Consider the following 16,111-nt stretch of genomic DNA (forward strand, 5'->3'; position numbering starts at 1 on the left):
CCATGCGGCACCGCCAACGCCGCGATGTGCTCGGGACGAGCTTCGTAAATCAGGCGATAGCTGTAGAGGAAGCGCTCGCGTACCCGGGCGTCGCCAACTCGGGAACGCCACGGGTCAGCCAGCGGCCGCGCGACAACCATCGCGCCAATCGCTCGCGCGCCTGCTCGTGGGTATGGCCGCGCCCCGCGGCGATGTCCGCTCGCCCGCGCTGGATTTTTTCCAGCACGTACACGTGGTACTGGATGTCTTCCAGCGTGGCGTCGTCCGGCAACTGCGCCAGCAACTGCGCGACTTCTTGCTTCGAGGTCACAGGCGGACTCATGGCGGAAAGGCGATCGCGACCATGCTCCTTACGTGATCCTCGACCCAGGCAGCATCTCCAGCGCTCCTGGTTTCATCACCCATATCGTCATTCCCCGCGCGGGCGTGAATCGCTTCACAACAGCGAAGCTGGTAATCCAAGGTTTCCGATGCACAGACAAGGTTTCTGGATCCCCGCCTACACGGGGATGACGGGATGCGACGATGCGAGGGGTCACCTGCGCAGCAGGCACTGCTGTCGAGGTTGCTTTTCTTTGATCAAGCACAGGATCGCGCCTTGACTGCGCGCTGCTCGCCATGCGCGAACTCGCCCATCCCTGGGCGCGAACATGCGCGCCTTGCCCTCGACTGCTCGCTGCTTGCCGCTTACTTCCATGCATGAACGATCGCGCGATAGTGCCGCGCGCGTGTTCCCCATGGCATTCTGAAAGTCGCCGCGATATGCCTCGCTATTGACATTATTAGCCCTAATCTCGGAGGTCCTTTTTTCACAACGACTCGACTAAAACCAGCCGCCTTGCACAGCCCTACTAACGCCGCAAGATTTGGCCCCCACCAATTTGATGGATCGCCATTTAATTCTGACGCTGAATAGAACTCGGCGAGCGGTTGCGATTGCCCAAAAATTTCCACTGCGTGAGTCTCAATAATCGCAAGCGTCCGCGTCAGCTCTGCAACCTTTTTGAGAGACTCAAGGGGATTTTGCATATGGTAAAGGACGCCGAGGAAAAAAACCATGTCGAACATACCGATCTCGGCACTGCTTGCCAGCAAAAAGTCTTGGTTGCGCGTCGTCACCTTGCTGTCAAGGATTCGGTGAGCCAGATCAAAGCCCCTTTTCCCTGGAAGATCTACGGGATTCCAAAACTCGGTCGTCTCGACTGGATCAGGCTCTCTCGCGACTCGCATGCACTCTTGCCGATACTTTGCCAATCCGGGCCTGTCTGTTGCCCATACGTAATGATCCAGGGCAACAACAAATTCGGCTCCATGACGCTCCGCCTCGAAGCTGAAGAAGCCATCCCAAGCCCCGATATCGAGAACACTCTTACCTCTCAGGTCGGGCACCTCCATCGCACGCCACTCATTATGGAGGACTTGTTGACTCTTGCCGCCCGGAGTTACGAATCCATTCAGATCTATGCTGTGCCACCAAAATCCGATTTCATTAACAGCCTTGGCGATTTCGGTGTCAGCCATGTTTGTCGCGTAGCTGGAACTCGGAGTGCTTAGCGCGTCTTCTTTCATGTTGGTATGCACTGGGTACTCGCTTTTTGTGAATATGCTAGCTTCTTTCACTTGCGATCCAAAGGATCAGGCATGACGGCGGCTGGACATGCGGCACTCTGTAGGCAATGTCCGGCGCGCGCAGCCAATCCGCCCTTTACGCGCAAGCATAATGCACGCACCGGCTCTTTTCTCGCCCTCCCACACCATCGTACACGCGCCAGCATTGCACCCGCGCACCATATCCCCCGCCACAGCGCGGCGCAGCTTGACCGCGCCGGCCACGCGGACAAGTCTATACGCGTGGCCGCACCCCGCGGCCCCGCCATGACCCGTCCGCGCCGGCTGCGCCGGTGGCGGCATTGTCCCCGTGGACGGGCCTGACGCTGACCCCGCGCGCGTCGGCGACGTGCGTCGCAACGGAGGTTGCCCGTCATGCCCATCACCCCCCGCGACATCCGCAACATCGCCCTGGCAGGACACCCTGGCGCCGGCAAAACCACCTTGTTTGAAGCCCTGCTGCTGGCCGGCGGCGTGATCCAGACGGCAGGCACGATCGAGCGCGGCAGCACGCTCGGCGATTTCGACGCCGAGGAAATCGCGCGCGGCCATTCCATCCAGAGCGCGCTGGCCACGATCGAGCGCCCCGGCCTGCGCGTGAACCTGATCGACACGCCCGGCTATCCGGATTTTCGCGGCCCCACGCTGGCGGCGCTGACCGCGGTGGAAACCGTGGCCATCGTGGTCAACGCCGCGGCCGGCATCGAATACGGCACGCGCCGGCTGATGCATTACGCGCGCTCGCGCGGCCTGGCGCGCGTGCTGGTGATCAACCGCATCGACACCGAGGACGCCGATCTCGCCGCGCTGGTGGATGCACTGCGCGCCGAATTCGGCCCAGAATGCCTGCCGGTGAACCTGCCCGCGCGCGGTCGCGCCACGGTGCTGGATGCGTTTTTCCACGCCAGCGGCGACACCGACTTCGACAGCCTCGCCGGCGCGCACGCGCGCATCCTCGATCAAGTCGTCGAAATCAACGAACGCATGATGGGTCGCTACCTCGATGCCGGCGAGGACGCGTTGAGCGCGCAGGATCTGCACGACGCTTTCGAGCAGTGCCTGCGCGAAGGACATCTGGTGCCGATCTGCTTCACCAGCGCGCGCAGCGGCGCCGGCGTGGCCGAGTTCATCGAGCTGGCGCAGCGCCTGCTGCCCAACCCGGCCGAGGCCAATCCGCCGCCGTACCGGCGCAACAGCGACGACGCGCGTATCGAGGTGTTGCCCGATCCCGCGCGGCATGTGCTGGCCGACGTGTTCAAGATTCAGCACGACGCGTTCCTCGGCAAGATCGCCGTGTTTCGCGTGCACCAGGGCACGCTGCGCCGCGACGCGCAGTTGCTTGTCGACGATGCGCGCAAGCCGTTCAAGGTCGGGCACTTGTTCCGCCTGCGCGGCAAGGACACGGTGGAGATCAGCGAGGCCATCCCCGGTGATATCGCCGCGGTGGCCAAGATCGATGACATCCACCCCGCGGCTGTGCTGCACGATTCGCACGACGAGGATGGCATCGCGCTGGCGCCGATCGCGCTGCCGCAGCCGATGTTCGCGCTGGCCATCGAGGCCGCCAGCAAGGGCCAGGAACAGAAGCTGGCGCTGGCGCTGGCGCGGCTGGCCGAGGAAGACCCGTGTTTCCGCGTCGAGCACCACAAGGAACTCAACGAGACCGTGATCCGCGGCCTCGGCGAGCTGCACCTGCGCGTGACGCTGGAGCGCATGCGCGCGCGCTTCGGCGTGGAAGTGATCCAGCGCGCACCGCGCATCGCCTACCGCGAAACCGTCAGTCGTCTCGCCGAAGGCCACTTCCGCCACAAGAAGCAAACCGGCGGCGCCGGCCAGTTCGGCGAGGTGTTTCTGCGCGTCGAACCGCTGCCGCGCGGCGCCGGTTTCGAGTTCGTCGATGCGGTGAAGGGCGGCACCATCCCCGGCCAGTTCATTCCGGCGGTGGAAAAAGGCGTGCGCCAGGGCCTGGTGCTGGGCGCGATCGCGGGCTATCCGCTGGAGGATTTGCGCGTGACCGTGCACGACGGCAAGAGCCATCCGGTGGACTCCAAGGAAGTCGCCTTCATCAGCGCCGGGCGCAAGGCGTTCCTGGATGCGGTGCTCAAGGCCGAACCGCTGCTGCTGGAGCCGATCGTCAATCTGGAAGTGAGCGTGCCGGAGGCGCACGTCGGCGATCTGACCGGCGCACTGGCGGCGCGGCGCGCGCGCATCCTCGGCACCGGCTCGCCGCGCCGCGGCGAGGGCGCGATCAGCGCGCAGGCACCACTGGCCGAACTCGACGGCTTCGCCACCGAACTGAAAGCCGCCACCGCCGGTCAGGGCCGCTACAGCATGGAGCTGGCGCACTACGAGGCCACGCCGCCAGCGGTGCAGAAAAAACTGGCCGCGGCGTGGAAGCCGCACGCCGAGGAGGATTGAGCGCGACGCGGGTGCATCGACGCGTGGCGCTCTGGATCCCGGGCTCGCGCTGCGCGCGCCCCGGGATGACGGCACAAGTCGCAACGCTTTGTCCCGAGTCCCGAGTCTCTCAGCCGTTGACCCCGCGCAGGATCACCACCACGCGGCGGTTGCGCGCGCGGCCCTCGGGCGTGGCGTTGGAGGCGATCGGATCGGCCTCGCCCCTGCCTTCGACGTGGATGCGCGAGGCGCGCACGCCGTGCGCGACCAGCGTCTGCGCCACGGCCTGCGCGCGCTGGCGCGACAGCACCAGATTGGCGGCGGCACTGCCGGTGTCGTCGGTGTAGCCGATCACCAGCAGCGGCGCAAGCGCATGCGCTTGCGCGAACTGCACCAGGGTGCCGAGATGGCTGGCGGCCTGCGGCTTGAGGACGGACTGCCCAGGCGCGAAGGCGTCGCCTTCAAGTGTCATTTGCAAGCCTTGCGGGCCTTGCCGCGGGGTCAGGTGATCGAGCCGGCCCTGCATCGCCTGGATGGCCTGCTCGGCCAGCGCCGCTTCGCGCTTGGCCAAGCTCGCCGCCCTGGTCTGCATCGCCGCCATTTGCCTGGCCTGCGTGGCCTGCTGCTGCGCCTGCTGCGCCTGCACGGCGTAACTCTGGCCCTGCGCTTGCAGGCGCTGGGTTTCCTCGGCGGCGGCGGCGTTTTGCAATCGCGCCTGCGCCAGTTGCTGACGCACGCGCGCGACTTCCTGCTCCTTGGCCTGGTATTGGATGCGATCGCGCTCCTGCTGCAACTGCGCCAGCTTGGCGCGCGCGTCGTCGATCTGTGCGGTGGTGGCGGCCAGCGCGACGCGACGCGCGGCGATGTACGCCCAATAGGCGTGTTCGGTCTGGTCGCCCGCGGCCGCGAGCAATCGCGCCAGCGCGTCGCGCGCGCGCGCCTGCTCACCCTGCGCGTAGTGGCCCAGCACCGGATCCTGGCTGAGCTGCGCGAGCTCGGCGGACAGGTGCTGGTAGGCGGGATCGGGGGGCGGCGACGCAGCCAACGCGAGACTGCTTGCCGCGCACAGCACCAGGATCAACAGCACGCGCTTCATGGCGCACCCCCGCTGCTGCTTGTACTGGCGGGATAGGTTTGCGTGGCGCTGCTCGCTGGTGCCGGCGCCAAAGCCGGCGACGGTGGCGCGGCGTCCGCGGGCGCGGTGCCAAGCAGGCGACTGGACAGCTCGGCGTTCTGCCGCGTGCGCTGGCGAATTTGCTCGCGCAACTGGCCCAGCTCGGCCTTGGCGCGCGCCAGTTCGGCGGCGGCCTCGGCCTCGTTGGCGTAGCGCCGCGCGCTGTCGTAGTGCTTGCCGGCCAGCGCCTGCTGCGCCAGGGCATAGCGCGCCTGCGCCGTGCCCAGATCCAGCGGCGCGAAGATCGGCGCCTGGGCGCTGCGCGCGGCGTCGAGCATGTCGCGCGCCTGGGTCATGGCGTCGGTGGGTGGCGGCGTGCTGGCGCAACCGCCAAGCAGCAGCAACAGGGATGAAACAGCGGAAATGAGTGCCGCGCGGTGGAAAATTCTCATGGGCCGTGCCATAACCTGCAAATCGCAGCGGGGGGTAAGGCCATTTTTGGCACGCCAGCCCGAGCTTGGCAACGCATTCGTGCATCGGACGTACACAATGGACATCGGTTATTTCCTGAAATTGATGGTGGACAAGGGCGCGTCGGACATGTTCCTGACCACCGGCGCGCCGGTGAACATCAAGGTCGAGGGCAAGCTTTACCCACTCGGCAACACCGGGCTGCCAGCCGGCATGGTGAAGAAGATCGCCTACTCGCTGATGGACGAAGGCCAGGTGCCGCAGTTCGAGCGCGACCTTGAACTGAACATGGCGGTGGCAGTGAAGGACGCCGGGCGCTTCCGCATCAACGTGTTCAAGCAGCGCGGCGAGATCGGCATGGTGATCCGCGCCATCAAGAGCGACATCCCCAGCATCGAGCAACTGCGCCTGCCGCCGATTTTCAAGGAGATCATCATGGAGCCGCGCGGTCTGGTGCTGGTGGTCGGCGCCACCGGTTCAGGCAAGTCGACCACGCTGGCCTCGATGATCGATCACCGCAACCAGGGCACCCAGGGGCACATCCTCACCATCGAGGATCCGATCGAATACCTGCACCGGCACAAGCGCTCGATCGTCAATCAGCGCGAGGTGGGATTGGACACGCACAGCTACCACGAGGCTTTGAAAAACGCGATGCGCGAGGCACCGGACGTGATCATGATCGGCGAGATCCGCGACTCCGAGACCATGGACGCGGCCATCGCCTTTTCCGAAACCGGACATCTGTGTCTAGCCACACTGCACTCCAACAACGCCGATCAGACCATCGAGCGCATCCTCAATTTCTTCCCCGAGGCCGCGCACAAGAACGTGCTGATGAACCTGTCGCTCAATCTCAAGGCGGTGATCAGCCAGCGCCTGGTGATCGGCAAGGACAACCGCCGTCTGCCCGCGGCCGAGGTGTTGATCAACACCCCGCACATCCGCGACATGCTGCGCCGCGGCCAGGTGCACGAGATCAAGCCGGCCATGGAACGCAGCCTGCACGAAGGCATGCAAACCTTCGACCAGTCGCTGTTCAAGCTCTACCGCGACGGCCGCATCGAGCTGGAGGAGGCGCTGAACAAGGCCGACTCGCGCGATGGTCTGGCGCTGCGCATCCGCCTCGCCGAAGGCGGCACCTCGCGAGAAACCGATTTGCCGGCCGAAACCGACGATGGCTTCGGGACGGGGTATTGAGCTGGAGAGCTGGTAGCCGGCAACTGAAAAGGACTAAAACGCTTCGACCACCGCGCAAGCTTTTCCCGAGTGCCGAGTGCCGAGTCCCTTTGCATCGTCATACCCGCGCAAGCGGGCATCCAGTCGCAGCGCTGGGTAGAGCACTGGATCCCCGGTTCGCGCTGCGTGCGCCCGAGGATGACGAGGACTGCGCGACTCCGCGCAACGCTGTGTCCCGTGTCCCGTGTCCCCGCTAGGGTTAAAATCGCGTTTTCCTGATTTACGGCGCCCGCGCATGCTTGTTCTTGATGGTCCCAGCGCACTCTCGCCCTTTCGCCTGGAACGCCTCAACGCCCGCCTGCAGACAGTCAGTGCGGGCACGCGCGTGCGCCAGGCTTGGTATGTGTTCGTACTGGATGTCGACGGCGAACCCGATGCCGCGACGCTGGCGCGCCTGCGCGAAGTGCTGGAAGCACGCGACACCACGCCCGCGGTCGCCAGCCTGTGGGTGACGCCGCGTCTGGGCACGGTGTCGCCGTGGTCGTCCAAGGCCAGCGACATCCTGCGCGGCTGCGGTTTTGCGGTGGCGCGCGTCGAACGCGGCGTGGCTTACGCGGTCGACGCCCTGCCCGCGTTCGGGCAACCCGCGCACGCCGCGGCACTGGAGGTGTTGCACGACCGCATGACCGAATCCGTGCTGACGCGCATCGAGGACGCCACCGGCCTGTTTTTGCACGGCCAGCCGGGCGCGCTCGAGCACATCGCGCTGGCCGGCGATGCACAGGCCGCGCTGGAGGCCGCCAACGCGCACCTCGGACTGGCGCTGGCGGCGGATGAAATCGCGTATCTGCTGGAGAACTACCGCGCGCTGGGCCGCGACCCCACCGACGCCGAGCTGATGATGTTCGCGCAGGCCAACTCCGAGCACTGCCGCCACAAGGTGTTCAACGCGCGCTGGACGCTGGACGGCGAACCGCGCGCGGAAACCCTGTTCGGCATGATCCGCGCCACCCACGCCGCGCATCCGGCGCATACGCTCTCGGCGTACAGCGACAACGCCGCGGTGATCGCCGGCAGCCGCGGGCGCCGCTTCGGCGTGGATGCGCAGTCGGGCGTATGGCGCGCCGAGACCTGCGAGGTGCCCTACGCGATCAAGGTGGAAACCCACAACCATCCCACCGCGATCGCGCCGTGGCCGGGCGCCGCTACCGGTGCCGGCGGCGAAATCCGCGACGAGGGCGCGGTCGGTCGCGGCGGCAAACCCAAGGTCGGGCTGACCGGCTTCAGCGTGTCGCATCTGCGCATCCCGGGTCTGCCGCGTCCGTGGGAAAGCGCGCGTCCGCTGTCACCGCGCTACGCCAGCGCCTTCGAGATCATGCGCGACGGGCCGCTGGGCGCGGCCGCGTTCAACAACGAATTCGGACGCCCGTGCCTGGCCGGCTACTTCCGCAGCTTCGAGCAGGAAAGCGGCGAATTCGGCCTGCGCCGCGGCTATGACAAACCGATCATGCTGACCGGCGGTATCGCCAATATGTCCGTGGGGCACGTGCAAAAACTCAAGCTGCTGCATGGCGATGCGGTGCTGGTGCTGGGTGGGCCGGCGCTGCTGATCGGCCTCGGCGGCGGCGCGGCATCATCCATGCGCGGCGGCGCGGCCAGCGCCGCGCTCGACTACGCCTCGGTGCAACGCGACAACGCCGAGATGCAGCGTCGCTGTCAGGAAGTGATCGACGCCTGCTGCGCGCAGGGCGAGGCCAATCCCATCGTCGCCATCCACGATGTCGGCGCCGGCGGCCTGTCCAATGCGCTGCCGGAACTGCTGCACGATTCCGGTGTCGGCGGCGAGATCGAACTGGCGCGCGTGCCCTCGGCCGATCCCGCGCTGAGCCCGATGCAACTGTGGTGCAACGAGGCGCAGGAGCGCTACGTGCTGGGGGTGCGCCCGGATCGGCTCGATGATCTGCTGGCGATCTGTGCGCGCGAGCGCTGCCCGGTGGCGCAGGTCGGCACGGCCACCGCCGCGCGGCAATTGCGCGTGCGCGACAGCCGCGGCGAGCCGACGCTGGACGTGGTGGACATGCCGCTGCCGATGCTGCTGGGCAAGGCGCCACGCATGCAGCGCGACGCGCACCGCGTCAAGTCGCGCGTGGACGTGGTGCCGGATTTGTCCGGCATCGGACTCGAGGAAGCCATCGCGCGCGTGCTGCGCCACCCCAGCGTGGGCAGCAAGTCGTTCCTGATCACCATCGGCGATCGCAGCGTCGGCGGGCTGTGCGCGCGCGATCCGATGGTCGGCCCGTGGCAGGTGCCGGTGGCCGACTGCGCGCTGAGCCTGATCGATTTCGAGGGCTACGCCGGCGAAGCCATGGCCGTGGGCGAACGTACGCCGCTGGCCCTGCTCGGCGGCGCCGAGTCCGCGCGCATGGCACTGGGCGAGGCATTGACCAATCTCGCCGCCGCGCCCATCAGCGAGATCGGCGAGGTGCGCCTGTCGGCCAACTGGATGGCGGCGGTCGATCATCCCGGCGAGGACGCGCGCCTGTTCGATGCCGTCGCCGCCGCCAGCGCGCTGGCGCGGGCGCTGGACATTTCCATTCCGGTGGGCAAGGACTCGCTGTCCATGCAAACCAGTTGGGACGACGCGGAGTCTGGCGCGCAGCGCACCGTGGCGCCGGTATCGCTGGTGGTCAGCGCATTCGCGCGCGTCACCGACGTGCGCCGCGCGCTGACCCCGCAGTTGCGCCTCGATCAGGGCATCAGCGACCTGTGGCTGCTGGATCTCGGCGCCGGTCGCGATCGCCTCGGCGAATCGATCCTGGTGCAGGTGTTCAACCGCGGCGGCGGCCTAGCCCCGGATGTGGATGATCCGGCATCGCTGCGCGCGCTGTTCGCTTTCGTGCAGCAGGCCAACGCGCAGGGACTGCTGCTGGCTTATCACGATCGCAGCGATGGCGGACTGATCGTCACCCTGCTGGAAATGGCTTTCGCCGGCCACTGCGGCCTCACCCTGCAGCTCGATGGCTGGGGCGAGGCCACGCTGCGCGTGCTGTTCAACGAGGAACTTGGCGCGGTGCTGCAAGTGCGCCGCGCCGACCGTGCGCGCCTGCAGGCGCTGGCCGTCAGCCACGGCCTCGACAAGATCCTGCACCCCATCGGCGAGCCGCGCGAGAAGCTGGGCATCAAGCTGTTCCTCGGCAGCGAAACCGTGATGCGCGGCAACTGGACGCAATGGCTCAGCGCGTGGCAGGAAACCAGCCACGCCATGCAGCGCCTGCGCGACAACCCGGTCAGCGCCGACGCCGAGCGCGTCTGGCGCATCGACGACGCCGATCCGGGCCTGAGTCCGAAGCTCGGCTTCGAGCCGGGCGCGGATATCGCCGCGCCGTTCATCGCCACGGGCGCGCGGCCGCGCGTGGCGATCCTGCGCGAGCAAGGCGTCAATGGCGAGGTCGAGATGGCCGCCGCCTTCACTCGTGCCGGTTTTGAGGCCGTCGACGTGCACATGAGCGATCTGCACAGCGGTCGTCATGACCTCGCCGGCTTCAAGGGTTTCGCCGCCGGCGGCGGGTTCTCGTATGGCGACGTGCTTGGCGCCGGTCGCGGCTGGGCCGCGTCGATCCGCTACAACGAGGCGTTGCGCCAGCAGTTCATGGAGTTCATCGCCGACCCCCACCACTTCGTGCTGGGCGTGTGCAACGGCTGCCAGATGCTGTCCGAACTGAAAACCCTGATCCCCGGCGCCGAGGGCTGGCCGCACTTCCGCCGCAACGCTTCCGAGCAGTACGAGGCGCGCGTGGTCACGGTCGAAGTCATGGATTCGCCCTCGATCTTCCTGCGCGGCATGGCCGGCTCACGCATTCCCGTCGTGGTCGCGCATGGCGAAGGCCGCGCGGAATGGCGCGGCGACGAAAAATCCGGCCGCAACGCCTGCTTGCGCTATGTGGACAACCGCGGCAAAACCACCGAGGCCTACCCGCTCAACCCCAATGGTTCGCCCGGCGGCCATACCGGCTTCCACGCCGCCGACGGCCGCGTGCTGGCGCTGATGCCGCACCCCGAGCGCGTGTTCCGCAGCGTGCAAATGAGCTGGCGCCCCGAGCGCTGGACCGAGGACTCCCCTTGGCTGCGCCTGTTCCGCAACGCGCGCGCGTGGGTGGGCTGAGCAAAGTTGCGCATCGGCCCTGGCCTCTACTATCTCGGCACACCGTGACTGCGTCAATTTGCAGGTTTGAGGGCAACCTCGACACAGCGCCAAACACTAGGGTTTGGGAAAATGCACGATCCCGAAGCCATTGATTTCACCTCTGGGTGACGCGCGAAAAGAGGCGACGATCTGGTCGAAGAACCGATCATCGCCTTTTGCGTATTTGCGGTACACGGCGCCTGCCACCATATCGGCGAACTGGATGCCTATGCTCTGATGCGAGGGGCTATAAAGAGGCCGGCGTTCGGGCCGTCGCCCTAGCCGTGGTGAGTCGATTATGCGGCAGCCTTCTGGATCGCGCGCAGCTCATCGGCCAGTTTGCGTTCGGCGTGCCACAAGTCGTATTCCTGTTGCATGCGCAGCCAGAGCGTTGCGCCATTGCCCGCGAACGCGCCTACGCGCAGCGCCATTTCCGGCGTGAAGCCCTTGCGCTCGGCCAGCAGGTCATGCAGGGTTTGCCGCGATATGCGCAGACGGCGTGCGCTCTCGGTCACGCTCAATCCAAGGGCAGGCAATACGTCATCGCGCAGGATCGCGCCCGGATGTATCGGCGGACGGTTCCGCTTGGCGGTGTGTTCGGTCATGGTCGGCCCTAGTGGTATTGCTCCAAGTCCACGCGCAACGCATCGCCCCTGGCCCATTCAAAGGTGATACACCATGGCCCATTGACGTGCGGGCTGTGGCGTGTCGGCTTGCGTCCTTTGAGCGGGTGGAAGTCGAAGCCCGGCACGTTCAGGTCTGCCAGTTCGCCCGCGACGTGCAGCGCGCCCAATCTCCGCAGGATGCGGTTTCGCAAGTCTGGCTTCACCTTCGCAGCGTTGCCGCTGCGAAACAGATCGGCCAGTCCCTTGTGCCGGAAGCTGCGGATCATGGGGCATGTCCGGCGCTGCCGGGCTATCGTCAAGCAACACTTGACTAGTCCGCCTTGCGCTGGATCGGCACCACATCGGCACCAATGCGCAAGCCGTCCAGATAGTCACTCCATGCCTGCATCATCTTGACGCGCTCGGGCAGGTGCTGCGCGCGGTTATAGGCTTCCTTCACTGCGTTGGATTCCTTGTGGGCTAGCTGGCGTTCGATCACGTCGGACGGGTAGCCCTGTTCATGCAGCAGCGTGCTGGCTGTGCTGCGGAAGCCGTGGCCGGTCATGGTGTCGCCGTCATAGCCCAGCGCGCGCAGGGCCACGGTAACGGCATTCTCAGACATGGGCCGCTTTGGACGCGGCGATGGGAACACGTACCGGCCGCACCCAGTCAGCGCGTACAGCTCGCGCAGGATGGCGACGGCTTGCGTACTCAGCGGCACGATATGCGCCGCGCGCATTTCCATCTTGTGGGCGGGAATGCACCACGTCGCCGCATCCAGGTCGATCTCGGCCCATTCCGCATGCCGCAGCTCGCCAGGGCCGGGTGAACACCAGCGGCGCGAGCTTGAGCGCGGACGCCACCACGAACCCGCCTTGGTACCCCCACAGTGCGCGCAGCAAATCGCCCAGCTTGCGCGGATCAGTCACCGCTGCGAAGTGCCGCACCTTGGGCGACTTGATCGCACCGCGCAGGGCTATGGTCGGATCGCCCGATGCGCGCAGGGTTGCTACCGCGTGGCGGAACACCCCGGACACTTGCGAGCGTGCGCGTCCGGCAGTTTCCAGCAATCCGCGCCCCTCAAGCGCTTGCAGCATCGCCAGAACGTCGGCGGCGGTAATCGAGCTGATCGGCTTGGCGCCCAGCACTGGCAGGACGTGGCGCTCAAGCAGCCAGCGGTGTTTGTTGGCAGTCGCCGGGGCCAAGTCTCGACGGGCCAGCCACTCACGCGCGACGGCTTCAAAGGTCAGTGCATCCGCATCCTTGGCCGCCTTGCGCTCGGCGCTCGGGTCTATGCCTTGCGCCACCAGTGCACGGGCTTGGTCGCGGCGCTCGCGGGCCAGCAGCAGCGGTACGGCGGGATAGACGCCAAGGCTCAGCATCTTGTCCTTGCCGCCGAAGCTGTAGCGCTGGCGCCAGTGGCGCGCCGCTGGGGTGAACTTCGATGCACAGCCCCTTTTCGTCGGCAACGCGGTAGAGCTTCACGCGCGGGCGCGGGGCCTTGAGCTTGGTATCAGTCAGCATGGGCGAGTAACTCGAAAACCGCTTTTTGCGGGTTACTCGGAAAGTCACTCGCTATAGCGACTGGCTGCAAGCGGACAGCACCGGACGTTCCCGGACGGGAAAGCTAGCATTTTCCTGGGTTTCTGCCGGTTTTCTGGACGTCTGCGGACGTGTCCGGAAGTGCTTGTGGTGCCCGGGGCCGGATTTGAACCGGCACGACTGTTGCCAGTCTGCGGATTTTAAGTCCGCTGCGTCTACCAATTTCGCCACCCGGGCATGGTGGCGCGCGCGGCGCGCCTTGGGGTTGTGGAGGCCAGGGTCGGAATTGAACCGGCGTACACGGCTTTGCAGGCCGCTGCATAACCACTCTGCCACCTGGCCTTGCTGCAACACGATACCGCAGTGTGCATGATCGGGGCGTGGGCAGAACCCCTGAAACAACAAAACCCCGGGTTGCCGAGGTTTTGGAAAATTGGAGCGGGAAACGAGACTCGAACTCGCGACCCCGACCTTGGCAAGGTCGTGCTCTACCAACTGAGCTATTCCCGCAACGGAACGCGAATTGTAGATGCGGGGCTGTGACTGTCAACCCCCGTCGCGGGAATTGGACTCGCTCAGGCTCGGCCAGGCCGCGCGCAAATAACCGAAACCGGAAACCAGTGTCAGCGCCGCGGCCAGCAGCAGCAATGCCTCGCCGACCTTGTAGAAACGCAGCGTACCGGCATCATGCTCGACCAGCAGTACGACGATGGCAACGAATTGCATGACGGTTTTCAACTTGCCCAGCAGTTGCACGCGCACGCGCGCGCGCTGCCCCAATTCAGCCATCCACTCGCGCAGCGCAGAAACGCCGATCTCGCGTCCGACGATGACCGCGCTGGTCAGCGCCAGCAGCGCCGACGGGTGATCGGACACCAGCAGAAACAGGGTTACCGTGACCATCAACTTGTCGGCCACCGGATCGAGAAATGCGCCAAACGACGAGGTCTGCCCCAGCCGGCGCGCCAGCCAGCCATCCAGCCAGTCGGTCAAGGCCGCGGCCACGAACACGCCCGCCGCCGCCAGACTCGACCAATGCCACGGCAGGTAGAACACCACCACGACCACGGGCAGCAACAGGATGCGGAACAGGGTGAGCCAGGTCGGAATGTTGATGCGCATGGTCGGGGATTCAGGCAATGTGCAAGTGTGGCATGCGCGGTGCGGATGCGTCAGCCATGCAGGGCAGCATAAATGCGCGCCGCGAGGCTGCGATCGATGCCACTGACACGCGCGATTTCCTCCACGCCCGCATCTTGCAGACCGGCCATGCCGCCGAAGGCATTCAGCAGCATGCGGCGGCGACGTGGGCCGATGCCGGGGATGTCCTGCAGCACGCTGCGCTCGCGCGTCGCCTCGCGGCGACGGCGGTGCGCACCGATGGCGAAACGATGCGCTTCGTCGCGCACCGCGTTGATCAATTGCAGCGCCGGCGAGGCGCTGCCCGGATGCAATTGCCCGCCGCCATGCGCCAGCACCAGGGTTTCCTCGCCGCTGCGTCGTGCCGGACCCTTGGCCACGCCGATGATCGGCACACCGCGCACGCACAGCGCATCCAGCACTTGCTCGGCGCGCGCGATCTGCCCTGTCCCGCCATCGATCAGCAACAGATCCGGGCTGGCCCAGTCGCCGCCCTCCGCGACGCGACGGAAGCGGCGCGTGAGGGCTTGCTCCATCGCCGCGTAGTCGTCGCCCGCGATGATGCCGGCGATGTTGAACTTGCGGTAATGGCCCTTCATCGGCCCCTCGGGGCCATAGGCCACGCACGAGGCCACGGTGGCCTCGCCCTGGGTATGGCTGATATCGAAACACTCGATGCGCGCTGGCGGCTTGGGCAGCGCGAGCAGGCGCGCGAGATCGGCGAAGCGCGTTTCCAGCGTCTGCCGACTGGCCAGGCGCGTGGCCAGTGCGGCCTCGGCATTGCGTCCGGCCAGCTCGATGAAGCGCGCGCGGTCGCCGCGCACCTGGGTCTTGATGCGCACCTCGTGGCCGGCGTGCTCGCCCAGCGCCTGACCCAGCAGATCGGGTTGCTCGGGCGCATGCTCGAGGATGAGCTCGGTGGGTGCCGCGCGTTCGACGTAGTACTGGGTGATGAACTGCGCCAGCAGCGCACCCGGCGTGGGTGTATCCACGCCCATGCGTGGGAAAAAATCGCGCGATCCCAAGGCCAGTCCGTTGCGGAAAAACAGCACGCTGACGCAGGCGCTTTCGCCGCTGATGCGGCAGGCCAGCACGTCCATGTCAGCGCTGGCGCCCTGCACGTAGTGCTCGCTCTGCACCGTGCGCAAGGCCTGGATCTGATCGCGCAAACGCGCCGCGCGCTCGAATTCCTGCGCGGTGCTGGCGCGTTGCATGAGCGCGACAATCTCGTCGATGACCGCGCTGCTGCGGCCCTGCAGGAACATCTGCACGTGGCGCACGTCAGCGGCGTAATCCGCGGGTGAGATCAAACCGACGCAAGGCGCGCTGCAGCGCCCGATCTGGTGCTGCAAACACGGCCGCGTGCGGTTGTGGAAATAGCTTTCCTCGCAACCGCGCAAATGAAACAGCTTGTGCAGCAGGTTCAGGCTTTCGCGCACTGCGCCGCTGCTGGGAAACGGCCCGAAATAACTGCCCGGCGCGCTGCGCGCACCGCGGTGCCAGGCCAAACGTGGATATTCCGCGTGCGCCGTGATCAGCACATAGGGGTAGCTTTTGCCATCGCGCAACAGAATGTTGTAGCGCGGCTGCAATTGCTTGATCAACTGCGCTTCCAGCATCAGCGCTTCGCTTTCGGTGCGCGTGATGGTGGTTTCCATGCGCGCGATCTGCGCCACCATCGCGGCGATGCGCGGCTCCAGCAGCGGGCGCATGAAATAACTGCTGACGCGCTTTTTCAGGTTGCCGGCTTTGCCGACATACAGCAGCACGCCATCGCCCGCGTACATGCGATAGACACCCGGTGCGGGGGTCAGGTGGCTGACGAAGAGTTTGCCGTCGAACGTGGCCGGCGCCGATGCATGCATGGCGGCA

13 protein-coding genes, 3 tRNA genes and 1 pseudogene are annotated in these 16,111 nt (G+C 66.2%); 3 read left to right on the forward strand and 14 right to left on the reverse strand.

Annotated elements, in window-relative coordinates; all coding sequences use genetic code 11:
- Positions 1 to 49: 49 nt before the first annotated feature.
- Positions 50 to 310 (reverse strand): hypothetical protein, encoded by a 261-nt coding sequence (locus tag ACYDAT_RS01705; protein WP_461440761.1) that lies wholly within the window; start codon positions 308 to 310, stop codon positions 50 to 52.
- 377 nt (positions 311 to 687) lie between these two features.
- Complete coding sequence (locus ACYDAT_RS01710; RefSeq protein WP_461448295.1) at positions 688 to 1,521, reverse strand: class I SAM-dependent methyltransferase; 834 nt, start codon at positions 1,519 to 1,521, stop codon at positions 688 to 690.
- A 462-nt stretch (positions 1,522 to 1,983) separates the two neighbouring features.
- Between ACYDAT_RS01710 and fusA the strand changes: the two genes are divergently transcribed.
- Complete coding sequence (gene fusA / locus ACYDAT_RS01715) at positions 1,984 to 4,026, forward strand: elongation factor G (RefSeq protein WP_461448296.1); 2,043 nt, start codon at positions 1,984 to 1,986, stop codon at positions 4,024 to 4,026.
- Between the two features lie 109 nt (positions 4,027 to 4,135).
- Here the strand turns inward: fusA and ACYDAT_RS01720 are convergent, their stop codons facing one another.
- Positions 4,136 to 5,101 carry an OmpA family protein gene (locus tag ACYDAT_RS01720; RefSeq protein ID WP_461440059.1) on the reverse strand — a complete coding sequence of 322 codons (966 nt, stop codon included), beginning with the start codon at positions 5,099 to 5,101 and terminating at the stop codon, positions 4,136 to 4,138.
- The gene (locus ACYDAT_RS01725) at positions 5,098 to 5,571 is read right to left on the reverse strand and encodes a DUF4398 domain-containing protein (RefSeq protein ID WP_461440058.1); all 474 of its coding nucleotides are present in this window, start codon (positions 5,569 to 5,571) and stop codon (positions 5,098 to 5,100) included. Before ACYDAT_RS01725 ends, ACYDAT_RS01720 begins: the two co-directional genes overlap by 4 nt.
- 97 nt (positions 5,572 to 5,668) lie before the next feature.
- Here ACYDAT_RS01725 and ACYDAT_RS01730 point away from each other — a divergent pair, with 97 nt between their 5' ends.
- Complete coding sequence (locus ACYDAT_RS01730; RefSeq protein WP_461440057.1) at positions 5,669 to 6,790, forward strand: PilT/PilU family type 4a pilus ATPase; 1,122 nt, start codon at positions 5,669 to 5,671, stop codon at positions 6,788 to 6,790.
- Between the two features lie 274 nt (positions 6,791 to 7,064).
- Entirely contained in the window at positions 7,065 to 10,931 is a 3,867-nt protein-coding gene (gene purL, locus ACYDAT_RS01735; RefSeq protein WP_461448297.1) for a phosphoribosylformylglycinamidine synthase, read from the forward strand.
- Between the two features lie 96 nt (positions 10,932 to 11,027).
- Here purL and ACYDAT_RS01740 read toward each other — a convergent pair whose 3' ends face one another.
- The 10 genes and pseudogenes from ACYDAT_RS01740 to uvrC all read right to left on the reverse strand — a co-directional run bounded on the left by ACYDAT_RS01740 (position 11,028) and on the right by uvrC (position 16,104).
- Entirely contained in the window at positions 11,028 to 11,252 is a 225-nt protein-coding gene (locus ACYDAT_RS01740) for a DUF3800 domain-containing protein (RefSeq protein WP_461448342.1), read from the reverse strand.
- Positions 11,249 to 11,614, reverse strand: coding sequence for a HigA family addiction module antitoxin (locus ACYDAT_RS01745; protein ID WP_461448298.1), 366 nt, complete (start codon positions 11,612 to 11,614; stop codon positions 11,249 to 11,251). The genes ACYDAT_RS01740 and ACYDAT_RS01745 overlap by 4 nt, the downstream gene beginning before the upstream one ends.
- Complete coding sequence (locus ACYDAT_RS01750) at positions 11,566 to 11,844, reverse strand: type II toxin-antitoxin system RelE/ParE family toxin (RefSeq protein ID WP_461448299.1); 279 nt, start codon at positions 11,842 to 11,844, stop codon at positions 11,566 to 11,568. The genes ACYDAT_RS01745 and ACYDAT_RS01750 overlap by 49 nt, the downstream gene beginning before the upstream one ends.
- Positions 11,845 to 11,888: 44 nt before the next feature.
- Complete coding sequence (locus ACYDAT_RS01755) at positions 11,889 to 12,482, reverse strand: tyrosine-type recombinase/integrase (RefSeq protein ID WP_461448343.1); 594 nt, start codon at positions 12,480 to 12,482, stop codon at positions 11,889 to 11,891.
- A 97-nt stretch (positions 12,483 to 12,579) separates the two neighbouring features.
- A pseudogene (locus ACYDAT_RS01760) lies at positions 12,580 to 12,939 on the reverse strand (tyrosine-type recombinase/integrase); the annotation flags it as partial.
- A 308-nt stretch (positions 12,940 to 13,247) separates the two neighbouring features.
- Positions 13,248 to 13,336 (reverse strand) — tRNA-Leu (locus tag ACYDAT_RS01765).
- Between the two features lie 31 nt (positions 13,337 to 13,367).
- Positions 13,368 to 13,441: transfer RNA gene (locus tag ACYDAT_RS01770), tRNA-Cys, on the reverse strand.
- 92 nt (positions 13,442 to 13,533) lie between these two features.
- Positions 13,534 to 13,609 (reverse strand) — tRNA-Gly (locus tag ACYDAT_RS01775).
- 36 nt (positions 13,610 to 13,645) lie between these two features.
- Positions 13,646 to 14,221 carry a CDP-diacylglycerol--glycerol-3-phosphate 3-phosphatidyltransferase gene (pgsA, locus tag ACYDAT_RS01780; RefSeq protein WP_461439909.1) on the reverse strand — a complete coding sequence of 192 codons (576 nt, stop codon included), beginning with the start codon at positions 14,219 to 14,221 and terminating at the stop codon, positions 13,646 to 13,648.
- Positions 14,222 to 14,271: 50 nt separating this feature from the next.
- Positions 14,272 to 16,104, reverse strand: coding sequence for an excinuclease ABC subunit UvrC (uvrC, locus tag ACYDAT_RS01785; protein ID WP_461448300.1), 1,833 nt, complete (start codon positions 16,102 to 16,104; stop codon positions 14,272 to 14,274).
- Between the last annotated feature and the right edge of the window lie 7 nt (positions 16,105 to 16,111).

The sequence above is a fragment of the Metallibacterium sp. genome, from assembly GCF_054637675.1.

Coding starts and splice junctions, on each gene's coding strand:
- pgsA (WP_461439909.1), bottom strand. CDS start 14,221: ATGCGCATCAACATTCCGACCTGGCTCACCCTGTTCCGCATCCTGTTG.
- fusA (WP_461448296.1), top strand. CDS start 1,984: ATGCCCATCACCCCCCGCGACATCCGCAACATCGCCCTGGCAGGACAC.
- ACYDAT_RS01750 (WP_461448299.1), bottom strand. CDS start 11,844: ATGATCCGCAGCTTCCGGCACAAGGGACTGGCCGATCTGTTTCGCAGC.
- ACYDAT_RS01745 (WP_461448298.1), bottom strand. CDS start 11,614: ATGGGCCAGGGGCGATGCGTTGCGCGTGGACTTGGAGCAATACCACTA.
- ACYDAT_RS01710 (WP_461448295.1), bottom strand. CDS start 1,521: ATGGCTGACACCGAAATCGCCAAGGCTGTTAATGAAATCGGATTTTGG.
- ACYDAT_RS01730 (WP_461440057.1), top strand. CDS start 5,669: ATGGACATCGGTTATTTCCTGAAATTGATGGTGGACAAGGGCGCGTCG.
- ACYDAT_RS01720 (WP_461440059.1), bottom strand. CDS start 5,101: ATGAAGCGCGTGCTGTTGATCCTGGTGCTGTGCGCGGCAAGCAGTCTC.
- ACYDAT_RS01725 (WP_461440058.1), bottom strand. CDS start 5,571: ATGAGAATTTTCCACCGCGCGGCACTCATTTCCGCTGTTTCATCCCTG.
- uvrC (WP_461448300.1), bottom strand. CDS start 16,104: ATGCATGCATCGGCGCCGGCCACGTTCGACGGCAAACTCTTCGTCAGC.
- purL (WP_461448297.1), top strand. CDS start 7,065: ATGCTTGTTCTTGATGGTCCCAGCGCACTCTCGCCCTTTCGCCTGGAA.